Below are 18,057 nucleotides of genomic sequence, written 5' to 3'. Positions count from 1 at the left end.
CAACCAACACAAACCCCGCCCAAAAAAAAGGCTCCAAACCCTTCTTCCTTAAATCATTCTGGGCTAATTTTAGGGATTCGCGAATACTTTTCTTATTAATTAGCCAATACTTATAAAAAAGAAGTCATGAGTTCGCTGGTTTGTTGATCCGGCACTTGCCATAAAGACATGATCAGGTTCTTAACCCCTGCGATTTTAAAGGCCCTCTGAAGTCCATACACTCCTTCATTACCCTGTATGTCTCCAAGCCCTGTCTCGCATGCAGAGAGCACCACCAACTCTGTATTTTTTAAATTTAACTGGCTTATTTCATAAGCGGTTAATATACCATCCTCCGCATCAGGTTTGAAAGGCTTACCTGTTTTCCAGGCATGATTACCTCCTGCCAAAATAAGACCGGATCGTAACATAGGATGCTCGGACCTCTTAAAACCAGGTTCTTCTATTCCATGAATTAGGATTGGTTTAATCAATGCCACTTTTGCTCTGGCCTTCTTGTCTGGATTACTTGTCTCACCGTCGCTTGCCTCTACGATATTTGAGGAGACCACATACCCTGGATCAGGAAAAAAATATCCATGAGTGGAGATGTGAATGATTTTTGGTGATTCATTTTCAAAGTCTCCGAGCTTTTTGAAGGCTTGTTCAGATGCTTCATGTCCCTTAAAGAGATGACTGCGGATACTTGCCTTACGAATTATACTGTTGATTTCATCTGCTTCCTGATCAGATCCTTTGAGGTAGGTCCAGCTCCCCCCCCTCAAGGTTGAATCTGTATCAGAAAAACTGAGTTCAGTTCTCAATGCAATCCCATCAATATTTAACCGATTATTTTCTTCAATCGATGAAGTGGTATCCATTTCAAAATTTATGCCGCCGAATATACAAGCATCAAGAATTTGCGAATTTTTTCCATCTCCGTTTAACACCAATTGTCTTGTGCTGCCCAATTGAATCAATTCATATTTATCAGAAAGCAAAGTTTGATCATTAATAGCAATTGCATTTTGATTGATTCGATGCAACAATCCACTTGGAGAATAATAAATTCTACGCACACCTTTAAGGTAGGGTTCCAAAGGCTGCCAGATCAATTCATAAAGAGATTTTGCATTGTGTAAACTAAAGTCTGATTCATAACCTTGGCTAGGGCGATATACTTCTGCAACATAATCCATTCCCTTAGATTGTGAATAAGTCAATAACTGATTCAGGTCACTTGATTCGAATAAATGAACAAAACGAGGTGTAGAATCGCCTGGTAGCAATATCAGAGCTGCATATGAAATGCTGTCTATATTTCTTGTATGGTAGTAATTACTATAATAGAAAGAATGAATGAACTAAATTGATATTTCATTCCACTTTAAAACAGATTGAACTTCCTGCCATTTTACTTGCCTAAATATTTCCCCATATCCAGATACATTATTAATCAGTTTTTTTTCTAAATTGTTGGACTGTTCTTCTAGTTCTAATACACCTTTTCTTTCAAAAATGGGTTTTGAATATTCTGCATTTAAGAGTCTTAAACAATTCTTAAGTTGAAGTCTTCCCTCAGTGCATTCCACAGAAGTATTTGAAAGATTATTTAATCGCATGGCTGCGTTCAAGAGAAATCCTTTACTAAATAGAGTGTAGTCATATGCCAGGTCATCAAGCATACTTCCCTGACTTAAATCTTCCACAGTCATTTTTGCACGCAGTAATGAATTCAAATTATCATTAATGATTCTAAAATCTGTACTAACCTTATTCAACTCAATTTCTGAAAGGAATGACACCATCTTGGTCATTCTTGCCTGATAGAGGGTGCCTAATTCTGTAAATAAATGGTCTAAAACGGAGAACTTACATTGTAATCCATAAAATTTTCCAAGATTCCACAAGCACCTTAAATAAGAGTCGTGATTCCTTCCAAGTGACTTTTCATATATCTCTTTGGCTTCTAACAATAGACCTTCAACTTTGTCATATTTACCAATATTCATATACAAGTTTGCAAGACTGCTTAAAACATTTGCATATTCAGGATGATCACTACCGAGTGATATTTCTATGATTGATTTGGCTTCTAAGCAGAGTAGTTCTGCTTTATCATATTTGCCAATTTCACAATAAAAACTTGACATATTGTTCAGACTTGCAGCATATTCAAAATGCTTATTGCCAAAAACTTTTTCGCGAATTTCCTTGGATTCAATATAATGGTATTCTGCCTTTGAATATTGGCCAATAGTTTGGTATAATATGGCTAGATTATTTTGACATGAAAGATAATTTGGATTATACTTCCCTAAAATATTTTCAGTTATATTAATAGATTTAAGGTAGAAAGTTTCTGCCTTATCATAATGACCAAGCATAAAGTATAAAATTGCATGATTATCCAGGTAGGTAGCATATTCGATGCTGTCCCTGATATGTGCTTTCTCATAAATTACTTTCAATTCAGTATAGAAAATTTCAGCCTTGTCATATTGAAATAAATCAAAATACAATCTTCCAATATTATTAAGAAGTTTTAATAATTTTGGATCTTCTTTATCCATCAATCCTTCATAAATTAATTTCGTTTCTAAGTACAATGATTCTGCCTTGTTATATTCACCTACTTTGTTGTATAAAACTGCCAGATTTAATAATGCTTGGCCATAATCGGCATGTTTTTTCCCAAATTTTTTTTCACTTATTGCTTTCGATTGTAAAAATAGTACCTCACAACTGCTAAATTTACCCAATTTTAAATACAAATTACCCAAATTAATAATACAATTTTTATAAAAAGGATGCTCTAAATTTTTAACATTTTTTTCAAAACTAGATTTAGAAGTTAAAAATAGTGCTTCAGCTTCATCAAATCTCGACAATTTACTATACAAAGTTGCAAGGTTGATTAATGTCCCCAAATACTCAGGGTGTTCTTCTCCTAAAACCAATGCCCTGATGAATTTTGCTTCCAAGTATGCGCTTTCAGCTTGTAAGTAATCCCCTTTAGAATTCAATATTCTTCCCTTGTTATGGCAAATCTTACCATATGAAACTGATTCTCGTCCAAACTTTTCCAAAGCAATTTTTTCAGAGAGTGAATTAACTTCAAGTGCTTTGACAAAATTATCTTTTGAATTAAATTTTTGTGACACCTGAATCAAACTATCAATCTCCTTAATGGCGATGGAATCTACACTTTGTGAAAATACTAGAAAAGGTCTCCAAATTATTATGATGATGCAAATGCATTTCAACTTGCTAAAATCAATCTTTAAAGAACGATGTTCAGACCGATTGATTCTTATGAAATTATTCATATAAAAGTTTCCCATCCAATTCTCAAAGATTAATTAACCCATATCAGAATTGTCGCAATAATTTTTCAACAGACATTTTATATCTTGTCTGATCAAAAGATTTTACCACCCTAAATTGTTCTTTGGCTTTTGTCAAATCATTGGTTCTCAAATAACATAATCCAAGATTCCATCTGGCCTCAATCGAATATCTTGTCCTGTTGCGTCTAATAATACTTTCGAGCAACTGCTTGGCCTGATCAATTTCTCCATTGTACATTAAAGCATTTGACTTTATAAAAAGCACGTTGTCATTATTTTGCAAAGCAGTATTCAATTGATTAAACGAAAGAATAACTTCCTGATACTTTCCATCCCAATAGAATTTTATGAATTGATCATAAGCACTTAATGGTTCATTTCCCCGTAAGTTTAAATTCATTGTTTCATCCTTGTATGGCTTAAAATTCATTGCAAATAATTCCTCATGGGTGTAACCGTTGGCAGCTATGGGTTGTTGTTTTAATTTATTAGCAGAGGGTTTTAATTTTTTTACCGGAGCTGGGATAATTTTCTTCGCTTCATTCTCTGTTGGGTTTGGAATGTTCTTAAGCGTATCTGCCGGAACATTTAAATCTTCTCTTATGGAGGTTGAATCGCTTAATTGCTCTACCTCATGCAATATTGGAGGACTTCCATTTTGATTATTCCATACCCAAAACAGAACACATATAAGTAAAATGGCCAAGACAATTAATTTCCAGGGAAAAACTTTTGCATTTACCTGATCTCTATTCTTAAAACGCTCCTTCAACTCCTCCCTTCTTTTGAGACGCAAGGCTTGTATACTCAATTTATAATCTTCAACTTCCTGTCTTAAGACAGCATCTTCTGCCATCCTGGATTCCAAAATAGCTCTTTGTTTATCAGTCAGTTCCCCTGCCAGATAAGCTTCAATCCATTCCTGATCAATTTCCTTCATGCTTTTTTATTTCCAATTTGTCATGAATCTTACTCTTTAATAGCTTCAAACTCCTGGATATGGTTGCACTCAAAACATTTAAAGAATTGTAATGTACAATTTCCGATATGTCCTTTAATGATTTTCCATCGATAAATCTTAACATCAAAACCTGTTGACTTTGGGCTGGCAATTCATTAATTGCTTTTAGAAGTATGGATTTTTGCTCAAGAAAGGGATCTTCCTCCTCAAAAAACAAATTAACAGAAGCCTCCAGGAAATGCTTATCTATTTCTGTATCCTCAATTATTTCCTTAACTTTTTTATGCTTTCTCAACAATGATCGGTACCCTATAGTAAATAAGTAAGTCTTCAAAGCACAACTTAGACTAACCAGCTTACGAGCAATGACTTGTTCATAAAATGCAATTACTGCATCATGCCAACTATCCAACAAATCCTGTTGATTGATGGACGAGAATTGTCTCCTGGCCCAATTAAGATAAGCCGGTTTATAGGCGTCATATACCTGATCTAAAATTTGCATATTTCCCTGTGCCATTAAGGAAATAATGGTATTCCCATCTAATTCCTCAAAATTTACTTTTGGTGGCAACATAGTAATCGGTGGAAATTTGTTCCAAATATATAAAAAACAAGCTACCCTTCGTAAATTCATCCGTTTAATACTTCTTGTAGTAAAATCTGAAATTGGAGATCCTTCTTAAATAGTCAATCCCACAAATCCCAACAATCCCATAAATCCCAGTTCAGACAATATTCTTACCTCACCACCGTCACCTCCCCCTGCCAGGAGATCACCGATCCATCCTGCAGGGTCAATTGTGCTTGCCACACATATACGCCCGGAACGACTGCTTTCCCCTTGAAGCTGCCGTCCCAGCCCAGCGAGGGATCATTGGCAGCGAAGTTTTCTTGTTGCCATACCTGCGATCCCCAGCGGTCGTAGATTGATAATTTCGTGATCTGCGCAATGGTCGATCCATCATCGAATAATGTAAATCCATTGTTCACCCCGCCGGGGTGGATTACATTCGGATAGTAGATTCCGTAATTCTTTTTGATGAGCAGATACAGGTAGTGGAGCGAATCACAACCTACCGTCGAACGGAAGGACTCTTGATAAGTTCCGGACTTTTCATAGGTCTGTGCATTGACGGGCCAGGTGTAGGTCGTATCTGTGAAGACCGTATCCCGCTTTACAAAATCATCATTTATCGTAAGATCCAAACTGAGGATGGAGTCACAGCCCTGATGGGTTTTGAGTGGAACAGTGTACAAGCCGGATTCTGTAAGCAATTGATTGTTGAGTGACCACCGGTATTGCTTACATGCTTCTGCTTCTTGTGTGAATTCATACTTCGGATGGATGGTTAACTCCAAATAATAAATAGAATCACAACCTGAGCTGTTTGTATATTTTTCTGAATACATTCCGGAAGTGTCAAACTTTTTGCCATTCAAATCCCAGACGTATGCATCACAACTTGTAACATTCTGTTTATAATAGATTGAGTTGATTTTCAAATTCAGATTTACGACGGAATCACAACCCGCCGCATTGGTTAGTGGAAAGGAATAGTTTCCAGAACTTGTTAAATTTTTACCCAGAAACATTATGCTGTCGCAAATGGTAATGGAAGTATCTTTTTTGGTAGATGAAACAATGTTTAAATCCAAAGTAATGATGCTGTCGCAGCCATATTGATTGATTGTCTGAAAAATATATTTTCCGGATTGTGTGTAGGTCACATTATTCCAAACAAATGTCTCACATGCCGTTTGTTTTTGCAGCAAACTATCCGACTTATGTATGACCAAATTTAAAACTGCCGTGCTGTCACATCCTGATGAATTAATTGTTTTGTATGGATACGTTCCACTTTGTGTATACTTTACATTGTTCCAGCTGTACTCATCGCAACTTGTACGATTGCTTAACGATTGATTTGAATTTGAAATAGTCAGTTGCAAAGTAGCAGTGCTGTCACATCCACTTGCATTTTGTGTTTGAAAAGTATATGTACCGCTTTGGGTATAGGTCTTTCCATTCCATACATAGCGGTCGCAAGTGGTGTGCACCGTATTCGAACTGTTGGATTTATGGATGGTTAGTTGCAGGGTAGTGATGCTGTCGCAGCCTTCGGAACTTTGTGTCGTATCCGTATAAATTCCTGATTGACTGTAATTGCGTCCATTCCATTGATAAGCATCACAAGAAGTTTGAACTATGGTTTTATTGATCTGAGAATTTATGCTCAGATTTAATTGCACCACACTGTCACAACCGAATTGATTGACGGTGTCCAGTGTGTACACACCACTCTGTGTATAGGTCCTTCCATTCCAAACAAATGAATTGCAGGTTTCGATTTGCACACGGTTGGAATCGGAATAGTGAAGAGTGAGTTCTAAAGTTACAGTGCTGTCGCAGCCGAAACTATTTTTTGCTTTGTACGAATAGATTCCACCGGTATCGTAGGTTTGTCCATTCCAGCTGTATGCATCGCAAGCAGTGTGTCTGATGTTTGTTGCATTGGATTTAAGGATCCTTAAATCCAGGTTAACGATGCTGTCGCAACCAAATTGATTAATGGTGTCAAAGCGATAAATGCCCGTCTGTGTCAAGGTCTGATGGTTCCAGAAGTATGCATCGCAAGTTTGAATGGATTGATTGATGTAAATGGTATCAGCTGTCTTAAGATCCAATATCGTAATTAAACTATCACATCCTCTCACAGAACTTAGCTTGCGATAATACTTACCTGCATCCACGATGCTGGTATCCACAAACCGATAAGAGGATCCCTTGCAAATCATTGCATGAATACTGTCAATCTTCGGAAGATCAATTGTACGGGAAATATTATCCGTGTAATCACATTCTGCTTGCAGAAAATCTTTATCTCCAAAGGTGCCCGGGGTATTGCGTACCGAGTTGATCACCATAAACAGATCTGAAAGATTGCCGGCAGAAAATTTAAATTCCAGATTCAGCAAACTGTCTCCCGGATAAATGGATCTCAGCGTATAATAATGGCCGATCAATGTTCCGGCAACGGTAGGATCCCCGTCAAAAAAAGAAATCGCCAGATTGGAGTCTGCCGCCGCAGAAGCATCCTTGCGATTGAATAAATCAAAGGTGATGGAGTAAAGTCTTGTGATGGGATCGTAGTTTATGCATTGAATCTTTCCGGTCAAACTTGCAGCGGGTCTTTTGTAATAGCCATTGGAATCCAGCAGGGATTCCTGTTGCATGAAGTTGTTGTATTTCCCATTCCCATACGTCGCCTGATTCTTCTGGTAACGCGGCACTGTAAGGTCGTCGTTGATGAACAGTGGGTTGTAGGCATACTGATTCCAGATGCCGCGGGCAGGGGCCCATTGGTCTCCTTTTGGTGGTCCGAATACGGTAATTCTAGCGTTCCTGTATGGAGGTGGATCGGTACATGTTATACAAATCTTAATGTCACCACTTTGATTATAGTCTGCAATAGTAGGCAATTCTCGAGCAGTTACAGAATAACATTCAATTTGATTAATAATTTTTGGATTGTTACCTTCTCCAGAAAAAATGCTTATTCTATTCATATCTCTATGGATGAACTCCTGCTTACCATCGCCATTAATATCAAGTAAGCTGACTCCACAGACACCTGAAGTATCCGTCGTATTTAACATCCAATCAAGGTTTAATTGTTGTGAACCATTGAACCTAAAAGAGAACATCTTTTTAGAGATATTTACAAGAATGCTTGGATTGCCAATACCATTTAAATTGCCAATAGATGCATTGGAGAGTTGAAGAGCATTTGGAAATATGACATATCCAATCAAGCTAAGATTATTATTATCTAAATAATATGCATATAAAATAGGATCTTTATTCCGGTTTGTTGCAGATACAATCACATCCAATATCCCATCAGAATTGATATCTGCAACACTGGTCGTTCCATCTTCAATGGTACCGTTGAATAGAATATTGTTTGCAATCATTGTGTTTCCTGTCACTCCATTTGGGTTAGTAATGATTACCTTATAAATACTGAATCCGGCCGCTAATTCCAAATCACTTGTATCAGAATCCAGATTGGCTGCAACACTAATAGGAAAATACGATCCAATTGACAATAAGTTGAAACCTAGCCCATTATTGCCACCATCTACTAACTTTTTACCGGTTAAACCATTAAAGATTTTATTTGAGTTATATACTTCTGGTATTCCATCCTTATTAAAGTCACAGATTCCAATAGTTCCAGAACGAGCATTTATGTTATTAACTGCGTTCACAGTGGTGTCAGATATCCAAAGAATTGAACCATTCACACCATAACAAATAAGTCTGTCGCTATCAAAATTATCGGGATTTGCAGGATTTCTAACTGTTTGCGTTATAATTTCTGGAGAATTATCTCCAACCAAATCAACGAGTAAAATACTATGACTACTAGCGTCAACGGTACTTATTGGAAATTTTATTTTTGTAGTCCCAGAAATTAAATCTATAATAAAAATAGAATCACCTCTTCTTGAGATTGTGATAAGTTCCGATTTACAATCCCCATCAATATCAACCAATAATTGTATAGAACCATCAATAACTTGATTAGAAAGTTCTAATTTTTTTTCAATTCTGGTAGCGATTGGGGTGAATTTTTCCATCTTATAGCAATGCCTAGAGTCTGGATAAATAAAGCAATGTTGTGATTGAACAGCTTTTATAGAAATTAAAATGATTACAACCAATAAATTATAGAATTTCATTCTTGTTCAATAAAAATTTTAATTAGTCTTAAAAAAAATTTAAAAATCTGGAGAGGATTAAATGTCAATTAATCCTCTCCAAATGAAATCAATTAATGATTAATAAATTTTATTAATCTATTTTCAGTAATTCCATCTGAATACTTTAGGAAATAAATACCAGAAGGTATTTCCAAATTTAAGCTGATTGATTTTCCATTAAACGAAGTAGAATACAACAGTTTGCCATCCACACCCAGAATATCCATTGTGGTATATTCAAATCTGGAATATATCCTGAACACCCCATTTCTTGTCGGATTGGGAATGATTAATATGTCAGGAGCATTCATCGACTGTTTTGATCTTGAAGAACTTCCTTCCCCATAATTATCCCCATCACAATTCAGGTAGGGTACATAAATTTTTTTAAGACAAGCTTGGTTACTGCAGAGATAAACGGTCAAGTATATATCTTCGGTAAAAGTTCCTATGGAACCTGAAGGGAGACTTCCTGTACGGTTATTTAAATTGGTCGAGTCCATTGGTGCTGCTACGGAATTAGATCTGTAACATAAACTGCCTGATCCTGGATTTACTATTTCTAATCCAAACGAAAATTCCTCATCCTCACATTGATAATATCTTACATAAGCTTCAAGATTGCATTCGCTTCCGGAAGAACAGGATTTTGGTGGACAGATTAAGAATTCTGAAATACAGTTAGGATCTAAATCTTTTGTTTCTAACTTTATTTTAATACATCCACCAGAAATTGAACCTGCCGAAATGGTATGTGGGTTATTATAACTGAAATCATTAACGTAACTAGTATTCTTATAAAGCGCGTAATCTCCACTATATCCTAATCTATCAACATATAGAGTAAATTTCCAGGTATCATCAGTTGGAGTAGATGAGGTTTCATCTTTACAAGTAATTTCGTTGATTTCGGTTTTATTCAAATAGCTGCAAGCTCCACAGAAATCCGGTGGCTCGATTCCATCTGTAAAATCGCAATTTGCAATATCTACTCTTATTTCCCAGCTTCCCTCCTGAATTAAAAACGGACCTAAAACTAATATGCTATCAACCGATCCGCTTCCAAGTGTATAAACGCCTGATTCACCATCATACGGATCATCAAGCGCTCTTTTAATGGTCCAGCTTTTGCCATAGGTATTGTCTATCTCTAAATAAACATAATAATAGTCATCTGACAACAAATCAGAAGTTCCGTTATCATAACAATTACCTCTGGTTGCGCTAATTACGATGCCTTGAAAATCATCCGTACATATTTCTATCGTATTGGTAAGTACGGTTGGCAATTTGATTGTGCCATCACTAAAATACAACTCTACAAATAAGGGTCTGCAGGTATCGATTAGAAAACTATCATTGGATAATATAAAACAGAATGTATGGTAAGTAGTATCAATGGATACTTCGTAGATTGTAAAATTTGGTACTTTAATAGAATCTAATCTCCACTCCCCACAAATAGAGGGTATAGTATAATCTCCACAAATTTTAATTGAATCTCCATCACAGGTATAATGATCAATGCCCAATCCTGTCTCGTCAAGTGGATGGTCATATAAATTTCCGGAACCCAATGCACTGCCTGTGCATTCTTCGCATATTCCATCAATGTAGGCATATCCTATATGATCTCCTATTCCACAATCGGATGCCATTATTTCCAGGGTTGCAATTTGGTCTATTTGATCCTGAGGAATTTTTACCCGATGACAGGCCCAATCAAGTACCTTAATCGGTACAAATGGGCAAATAGAATCCGAATAAGTTTCAGGACAATTTAATAAATCTGAATCGAAGCAAAGATCATAAGATGGAGCCAAATCACATTTAATGCTGAAGAATGGTTGGTCGTCATTGTGTACTGGATTCGTAGGATATTCCAATACTGCTGCATACCATACGGTAAATTCTCTATTTTCCTCCGTTACTTTAAATCTTTTTGTTAACTTGTTTACATCTTGAGAACCATTGCAACTCATGCTCCCATCATGTCCATATTTATAATTGATTCTAGCTGCCTTACTCCCAAACTTAGTTTGATTTATACCAACTAAATTATCCGTTCCAGAGGATACTATTTCAAATCTACGGGAACTGGGCAAAGATGTTGAAGTAAAAACTGTTGGCACTCCTGAAACCACAGGGATGCACGAATTACTGCCTTTCAAAAAAGATCCTGCAGCTCCAAAGTAGTATAAAAAATCATCCTCAAATCCTCCATTGTCGCAGATGAGTGTATCCTGGGCACTAAGCCTTGCAGTACTGCTGATCATAAAAAATATAATTTGGAAATTAAGAAATGCTAACGATATGAGGATATTTAATTTGACATCCCCTGTTTTTGTTTTATGATTATTCTGAATTAAATAATATGCTTTCATATTAATCAATTTTAAGAAAGTTAAAAATAAGAAAATAATGCGGATATGCTGCTATCCTTCGCCATAACTCATCCACAGGATTATATGGCAGATTTCCGAAATCAATCCAGCAATCTTGATTTCTGGTACACCGTTTTCATAGGCAGGGTGTTTATGAAAGTATGAACAATGATTTAATTCTACATAGTTCTTTCAACATTCTTCTCCTTTCATCAGCGGAAACACTGATTTTAGAAAATTAAGGGAATACCCGTATTGATTTTGTATTTAGTTATGAACTTATAAATTCATCACACTTAGTTCCCCGTCAACTGTCTGATCCATGATTTTTGGGATGCATGGGATGGGTGAGATCGAGATGATGGTATTTTTTACAATGGTCAAGAATATTACATCTTCAATCCATTCAAAAGAAAAAAATATTCCTTCCCACAAATCCCAGTTCAGACAATATTCCCAACAATCCCATAAATCCCAGTTCAGACAATAATCCCGTTGACTGTCTGATCCATGATTTTTGGGATGCATGGGATGGGTGAGATCGAGATGATGGTATTTTTTACAATGGTCAAGAATATTACATCTTCAATCCATTCAAAAGAAAAAAATATTCCTTCCCACAAATCCCAGTTCAGACAATATTCCCAACAATCCCATAAATCCCAGTTCAGACAATAATCCCGTTGACTGTCTGAACCATGATTTTTGGGATGCATGAGATTGATCAGATTGAGAGGATGGAATATTATTAAATCTTGAGGATGTTTCAACTTCAATAAATTCAAAAGAAAAAAATATTCCTTCCCATAACTCCCAACAATCCCATAAATCCAAGTTCAGACAAAATGCCCGTCAACTGTCTGAACCATGATTCTTGGGATGTATGTGATTAATAAGATCGCGATGATGATATTTTAGACATGGCCAAGAATATTACATCTTTGAACAATTCAAAAGAAAATAATATTCCTTCCCAAAACTCCCAATAATCCCACAAATCCCAGTTCAGACAATATTCCTTCCCACAACTCCCAATAATCTTATAAATCCCAGTTCAGACAAGAGAGGCATCGTGTGAATGACTATGGAATAGTTGCTACTTTAACATTGTGCCTATTCTGTCCATTCCAGGAGGGCATTGGTCGAAACAAAGCAGCCGCAATGGATGAAAATCCCTAATATTGCGTTAGTTTATCATTAATCTATGAAAAAGTTTTTTCTAATTTGGGTGCTCGCTCCACTGGCCACACAGGCTCAGGAACAATGGAGTCTGGTCAAATGCATCCGTCAGGCACAACAAGAAAATCTGACTTTACAATCCGGGAGGGTCAACGTACTCAGCGAAGAAATCAATCTGAAGGAAAACAGATACAAGAGGTTGCCGGACCTGAACGGTAACATCAACATGGGCTGGAGCATTGGCCGCAACATTGACCCCACCTCAAACGACTTCATCACCCAGGACATCCTCAATGGAAACTACGGGCTCAGCAGTTCCGTCATTTTGTTTCAGGCAGGACTGGTGAATAAAAGTATCAACCAAAGCAAAATCAATCTATCCGCAAGCAAGGAGGAATACCAGCAAACATCCAACGACATTGCCCTGCAGGTTGCCAGCCAATACCTCAATGTGTTGCTTGCAGACGAACGGCTGGAGATCGCCGGAAAAAATCTTGAAGCCATCCGACAGCAAATGGAACAAATCCAAAAAATGATCAGTGCAGGAGGCAGACCTGAGGCAGACCTGTACGAAATTAAATCCCAGGTAGCCCGCTCCGAACAAGGAGTGGTCAGTGCAGAAAATGCACTCGACCTGGCATGGCTGTCTCTGAAACAATCCCTTCGGCTGCGGTCAGACCTGGAAATGAGCCTTGAGCCTCTTTCAGAAGAACAGCTGCGCAATCTGGAATCAGAATCCTACACCTATGAGAATCTATATGAATATTCCTCTGTGAACCAACCGGGAATGAAGGCCGCCAAATTGCGACTCGAAGCAGCCAAATTAGGTGAAGGCATGGCAAGAGCGGCATTCTTTCCCTCCTTGTTTGGAAATATATTTGCCGGATCCCGCTATTCAAATGTAAAAATACCCAGTTCCTACAGCATCATCGGCAGCAGGGCCATCCCCGGTATCCGCATTGATGGTAAAAATGTGGTGTTTGAAGAACCGCTGGTCATTGGCACCAATGAAAAAGCCATTCCTTTTGCAGATCAGTTTGACCAATATCTGGGTTATAGTTTCAGTGTTTCTATGAACATTCCCATAGCCAATAATTACCGCAACCGGGCCAATGTAAAACGCGCTAAACTTGCCTCAGAACGCAGCAGAATAAATTTTGAAACGCAAGGCCTGAATCTTAGCCAAAACATCTCACAGGCCATCGCAAATGTCAAGGCAGCCATTAAGGAATATGATGCCGCCAACAGCGCTTATGAAGCTGCGAGATCTTCTCAAAATTTTACACAAAAGAGATTCGAAATAGGTGCTACTAATTTGTTCGAATTAAATCAATCTCAAAATAATTTACAGACCGCAGAATTGAGCTTGCTGATTTCAAAATACGACCTGATATTCAAACAAAAAGTGCTTGACTTTTATGCAGGAAAAGAAATAAAATTGTAGACCGCCTTAAGCTTCTCCTTGCTGTAATCTTGGATCCATTAATCGCTGACAAACATCGGAAATTAATAATCCCAACAAGGTCATCCCTGCAGCGAGCATAAATAATCCATGCACCACTGGCCAATCCCGGTAATGAATCGAGTTATATAAAAGTCTTCCGCTACCGGGAATGCTAAAAATGGTTTCGATCAAAATCGAACCACTGATCAGAAATGGCACTGCCGAAGCTATCCAGGCCAAGACAGGAATCATGGCATGCGGAATCAATTCATGCCTAAGCCCATCCAACTCCGAAATACCGCTGCTTTTGGCCCGCATCCAAAATCGTTTTTGAAAAGCATTCTCCAGTCCCTTTCTAAACAAATTGTATATGACCGCCAAAGAAGGAAATACAAGCGCAACGATCGGCAAAATCCAAAATGTGGGTTGATGCATCCAAAGTGCAAGAGGATCCGAGCCTTCACCAACCTCCGGAATAGCAGGAAACCAATTGAAAAAATCTGGATTTGAAAAAAATATCAACAACAGACTCCCGAACCAAAACACCGGAAAAGCATGCAGTGCAGTGAGGCCCATATCCATGAATTTTCTGAATTTCTGATTTTTGGATCGCGTGACCAGAAATGCCAACCATAATCCTAAAACAAAAATGAGCAATACAGCAGGAATTTGCAAAGCCATTGTCCATTGTATGGCGCGGAGTATTTTCTGTTGAACAGGTATCCCATCCCTAAGGGATTCTGAGGCATGCCATAACCATCGATGATAGAGATTGTGTGTTCCATTCCATTTGAATTCCGGCATCAAAGAATTAATTGCACGGATGCTGTCGGCTTTCTTTTCAGGAATGAATCCAAAATAAAATAAAGGCAAGATTGTCTTAACATTTTTGGTCTGTTCTGGATCGGGTGCATCTTCTTCTCTGCTCATGTCGTCGTAGCTCCCAGGAATGTTTTGAATCATCCAATGCCCGATCAGTCCAATACAAAGCATCAGGATACATGCATTCAACAATCGCCTGAGGATAAAAATCAGCATCGCATTAACGTAACTTGATCAAATTTTCTGAATATCCCGGTCTGCGAGAAGTGGCTTGCAGGGAAATCCTCTTGTTATACACCAACCGTTCCAAAGGTGCAAATAAAAATATCTGTGCCTGCTCATTGTACAACAGTTCCTGAAACTTCAAATAAGCAGCATCGCGTTCTGTTTCAGAAGTTGCATTGCGAATGGCTAAAATCAAACTGTCGGAAAGTGCCGTGGCAAAACCTGATTTATTAAATCCTCCTGCTTTGGTATTGGATGAATGCCAGGCCTGATAGGGATCCCAAAGAGATGGGGATTGACGCGCAGCCATGGTAGCCAATTCAAATTGATGTGCATTCATGTCCTTCATCATCATCGCGGACTCCTTGCTGACCAATTCTATTTTTACGCCAATTTTAGTAGCTTCTTCCTGCAGCAGAATACCAATGTTTTTTCCAATTTCTTTGCCGGAAATAAATAAATTCAACGCCAACTCTGTTTGCCTACCTTCGATTAATTTATCCAGTGTACCGTTGCCGTTGCTGTCTTTCCAGCCTGCCTCCGCCAACAATTTAACCGCCTCCTGAGGAGAAAATCCGACAGGTTTTAGTGAATGATTGTAATAAGATTTGGAAGGATTTACTGGACCCACAATTCTGCTTGCAAGTCCATTGAATTGTGTCTGAATGAATTTGTCCAAATCAAGCAATTTGGCCAGGGCCTGACGTACAGATTTATCCTTTAAAATAGGATTACGGTGATTAATTTCGAGATAATAATATTGTGATAAAGATGGATTTGCAAATTCAAACTGATCGGCAGAATTATTTTTTAATTCGTCGTATTGTTTATGACTTAATCCGGTAAGCAAGTCAATACTTTGGTTTTTCAAAGCTACCACTGCAGCGGCTTCGTCCGGAATGACAACATATTGAATTTCCTTTGGATATGCTGCAAGTAAGGGATATGCGCTGGCCAGACTGTCTCCCCACCAATTTGCTTTCTTTTCCAAAACAATCCTGGTTCCGCTTTCCCAGTTTTTCAATCGGTAAGCACCGCAACCCTGAATTTTATTTTTACAGAATTCTGCACTTTGGTATTCTGCAGCAAAACGATTCAACAGATCCCATTCTGCAGGATTGTAGGATGCAGAATCTTTGGTTGTCAAATCGGGAATGGTAAATTTATCCATCATTTGAGCCGGATCGTAGACATGGGCAGGATACAAGCAATAATTCCCGCTCATTTCCTGACCCAGCATATAATTTTTTCGAACAAGGATGCTGAACTTTTTGGGATCGGCAGAGTCCATTTTGAAATCCACAATATTTTTGAAAAATCCGCGCCAGGTCCCATTTTTTAAAAGAGGATTTAATGCCGCTTTGATGGTAAAGGCCACATCCGATCCTTGGACCGGACTGCCATCATCCCACACGGCTTGTGGATGCAACTCATAGCTATAGGCAATAATACTGTCGTTTATACTTTGTGCCGGGCCCATGTTCCGCACCAGCATTGGGGAAAGTTCCAGTTTGTCGGGATGATACTCAAACAAAGGTGGCATGATCAGTACTTCTATCTGAGTCGCGAGAGAGGACTGTGAGATGACCGGATGCAAGCAATCGGGTTCTTCAGCGATTCTTATTTTTAAGATAAGTTCCTTTTCTTTGGGTTCTTTTTTGCAACTGATAAAAAGACAGATGAAAAGTAATAAAGTCGTTAGAGCGTGGATTCCTGGAGAAAACTTAATCATCGGGAGAATTGTTTGTAACGCACTAATGTAAAGCTTAATCATGATTTCAGATACAGAATTGAAAAACATTCTCATTGCAGGCGGAAGCAGCATGATTGGAGAGGCTTTGAGCAAGTTCCTGGCAGATAATGGCTATAACATCAGCTGGCTGAGTCGTACCAAACGGGAAAATGCACCCTACCCCATTTATCTTTGGAATCCGGATCAGGAATATGTAGACCCTGCAGCATTTGACAACAAGCCCATTCTGATCAATCTTGCCGGAGAAAGTATTGCGAAATGGCCCTGGACCACCGGTCGCAAAAAAAAGATACTAAATTCAAGGTTGCAGGCCATCAAAACATTGAGAACCTGTATGAAGGAACTGGACCTCCGGCTTCCTTTGATCCTGAATGCAAGCGCCATAGGGATATACGGACATAAGCCTGGTGAAGTATTGTATGAAAAGTCCATGCCAGGATTTGAAGGATTTTTGGCACCAACGGTCAATCATTGGGAGTTCGAAGCATGTACCTTGGAAAAATATTGCGACCGACTTACCCGGATTCGCATCGGACTGGTGCTGTCCAACAAAGGCGGTATCTGGCCAAAATTATTCCTCACTCAAAAATTCAGAGTCTTCAATTGGTTTGGGAATGGGCATCAGATTTATTCCTGGATTCATATGGATGATTTATGTCAGGCTGTATTATTCCTTATTCAGGGAAAAGATTTAGACAAGGTGGTAAATCTGACCGCACCCTATCCGGTGGAACTAAAAAAAATCATTGAATTAATAATCTCGTATCAACCAAAATCTTGCTTAAGTTTCGGGATTCCAAAGTTCTTCCTTAGAATTTTTCTAGGCGAATTTTCTACCATGCTCACCATGGATAACCACGTCCTCCCTGAAAGTCTGATGCGACACAATTTTAGATTCAAATTTCCGGATATCTACAGTACGGTGGATGCGTTGATGAAAAATGACTGAACGATTTTCGCAAAGTTAAATAAAGCACAACAGTGCTTCAAGTGAAGGACTTGTCCGCCTTCTGGCGGAAGCGCTAAACGGTTAATGAGAGAATTTGAAAATTGTAGATAGATTTCTTCTTATCCATAATTTTATTCCAGGGAATTAAAATTTCTATTGTCTTGCCATTATAAGGAATCTTTTCACCAGGATTGGTCATTTATTTTGCCAACTCCATCAATTATTTAGTACTATTGGTCCT

General features: G+C 38.1%; 12 protein-coding genes. 2 read left to right on the top strand and 10 right to left on the bottom strand.

The window, feature by feature from the left end; genetic code table 11:
- Positions 1-110: 110 nt before the first annotated feature.
- From IPJ83_04190 to IPJ83_04155, 8 genes are all read right to left on the bottom strand, one after another.
- Positions 111-1,178 (bottom strand): CHAT domain-containing protein, encoded by a 1,068-nt coding sequence (locus IPJ83_04190; GenBank protein MBK7879742.1) that lies wholly within the window; start codon positions 1,176-1,178, stop codon positions 111-113.
- 165 nt (positions 1,179-1,343) lie between these two features.
- The gene (locus tag IPJ83_04185; protein ID MBK7879741.1) at positions 1,344-3,308 is read right to left on the bottom strand and encodes a tetratricopeptide repeat protein; all 1,965 of its coding nucleotides are present in this window, start codon (positions 3,306-3,308) and stop codon (positions 1,344-1,346) included.
- A gap of 43 nt (positions 3,309-3,351) precedes the next feature.
- Positions 3,352-4,269, bottom strand: a complete 918-nt coding sequence (locus IPJ83_04180; GenBank protein ID MBK7879740.1) for a tetratricopeptide repeat protein — start codon at positions 4,267-4,269, stop codon at positions 3,352-3,354.
- A complete protein-coding gene (locus IPJ83_04175; GenBank protein MBK7879739.1) occupies positions 4,256-4,927 on the bottom strand; it encodes a sigma-70 family RNA polymerase sigma factor in 672 nt (223 codons plus the stop codon). The genes IPJ83_04180 and IPJ83_04175 overlap by 14 nt, the downstream gene beginning before the upstream one ends.
- A 104-nt stretch (positions 4,928-5,031) precedes the next feature.
- Positions 5,032-8,937 (bottom strand): gliding motility-associated C-terminal domain-containing protein, encoded by a 3,906-nt coding sequence (locus IPJ83_04170; GenBank protein ID MBK7879738.1) that lies wholly within the window; start codon positions 8,935-8,937, stop codon positions 5,032-5,034.
- Between the two features lie 194 nt (positions 8,938-9,131).
- A complete protein-coding gene (locus tag IPJ83_04165) occupies positions 9,132-11,336 on the bottom strand; it encodes a T9SS type A sorting domain-containing protein (protein MBK7879737.1) in 2,205 nt (734 codons plus the stop codon).
- Positions 11,337-11,723: 387 nt separating this feature from the next.
- Positions 11,724-11,972, bottom strand: a complete 249-nt coding sequence (locus IPJ83_04160) for a hypothetical protein (protein ID MBK7879736.1) — start codon at positions 11,970-11,972, stop codon at positions 11,724-11,726.
- Positions 11,924-12,160: a hypothetical protein gene (locus IPJ83_04155; GenBank protein ID MBK7879735.1), complete on the bottom strand. Its 237-nt coding sequence runs from the start codon at positions 12,158-12,160 to the stop codon at positions 11,924-11,926. Before IPJ83_04155 ends, IPJ83_04160 begins: the two co-directional genes overlap by 49 nt.
- Before the next feature lie 488 nt (positions 12,161-12,648).
- Here IPJ83_04155 and IPJ83_04150 point away from each other — a divergent pair, with 488 nt between their 5' ends.
- A complete protein-coding gene (locus IPJ83_04150) occupies positions 12,649-14,067 on the top strand; it encodes a TolC family protein (protein ID MBK7879734.1) in 1,419 nt (472 codons plus the stop codon).
- Between the two features lie 6 nt (positions 14,068-14,073).
- Here IPJ83_04150 and IPJ83_04145 read toward each other — a convergent pair whose 3' ends face one another.
- Both IPJ83_04145 and IPJ83_04140 read right to left on the bottom strand, forming a co-directional pair.
- Positions 14,074-15,105: an ABC transporter permease gene (locus tag IPJ83_04145; GenBank protein MBK7879733.1), complete on the bottom strand. Its 1,032-nt coding sequence runs from the start codon at positions 15,103-15,105 to the stop codon at positions 14,074-14,076.
- Positions 15,106-15,109: 4 nt separating this feature from the next.
- The gene (locus IPJ83_04140) at positions 15,110-16,846 is read right to left on the bottom strand and encodes a hypothetical protein (GenBank protein MBK7879732.1); all 1,737 of its coding nucleotides are present in this window, start codon (positions 16,844-16,846) and stop codon (positions 15,110-15,112) included.
- Between the two features lie 40 nt (positions 16,847-16,886).
- Between IPJ83_04140 and IPJ83_04135 the strand changes: the two genes are divergently transcribed.
- Positions 16,887-17,816 (top strand): TIGR01777 family protein, encoded by a 930-nt coding sequence (locus tag IPJ83_04135; GenBank protein ID MBK7879731.1) that lies wholly within the window; start codon positions 16,887-16,889, stop codon positions 17,814-17,816.
- The last annotated feature ends 241 nt before the right edge of the window (positions 17,817-18,057 follow it).

The sequence above is a fragment of the Candidatus Vicinibacter proximus genome, from assembly GCA_016713905.1.
GTDB classification, from domain to species: Bacteria; Bacteroidota; Bacteroidia; order Chitinophagales; family Saprospiraceae; genus Vicinibacter; species Vicinibacter proximus.
The sequence above is the reverse complement of the archived record's forward strand: the minus strand, read 5'-3'. Positions and strand labels throughout refer to the sequence as shown.

Coding starts and splice junctions, on each gene's coding strand:
- IPJ83_04190 (MBK7879742.1), bottom strand. CDS start 1,178: ATGGATTATGTTGCAGAAGTATATCGCCCTAGCCAAGGTTATGAATCA.
- IPJ83_04185 (MBK7879741.1), bottom strand. CDS start 3,308: ATGAATAATTTCATAAGAATCAATCGGTCTGAACATCGTTCTTTAAAG.
- IPJ83_04180 (MBK7879740.1), bottom strand. CDS start 4,269: ATGAAGGAAATTGATCAGGAATGGATTGAAGCTTATCTGGCAGGGGAA.
- IPJ83_04175 (MBK7879739.1), bottom strand. CDS start 4,927: ATGAATTTACGAAGGGTAGCTTGTTTTTTATATATTTGGAACAAATTT.
- IPJ83_04170 (MBK7879738.1), bottom strand. CDS start 8,937: ATGGAAAAATTCACCCCAATCGCTACCAGAATTGAAAAAAAATTAGAA.
- IPJ83_04165 (MBK7879737.1), bottom strand. CDS start 11,336: ATGATCAGCAGTACTGCAAGGCTTAGTGCCCAGGATACACTCATCTGC.
- IPJ83_04160 (MBK7879736.1), bottom strand. CDS start 11,972: ATGCATCCCAAAAATCATGGATCAGACAGTCAACGGGATTATTGTCTG.
- IPJ83_04155 (MBK7879735.1), bottom strand. CDS start 12,160: ATGCATCCCAAAAATCATGGTTCAGACAGTCAACGGGATTATTGTCTG.
- IPJ83_04150 (MBK7879734.1), top strand. CDS start 12,649: ATGAAAAAGTTTTTTCTAATTTGGGTGCTCGCTCCACTGGCCACACAG.
- IPJ83_04145 (MBK7879733.1), bottom strand. CDS start 15,105: ATGCTGATTTTTATCCTCAGGCGATTGTTGAATGCATGTATCCTGATG.
- IPJ83_04140 (MBK7879732.1), bottom strand. CDS start 16,846: ATGATTAAGTTTTCTCCAGGAATCCACGCTCTAACGACTTTATTACTT.
- IPJ83_04135 (MBK7879731.1), top strand. CDS start 16,887: ATGATTTCAGATACAGAATTGAAAAACATTCTCATTGCAGGCGGAAGC.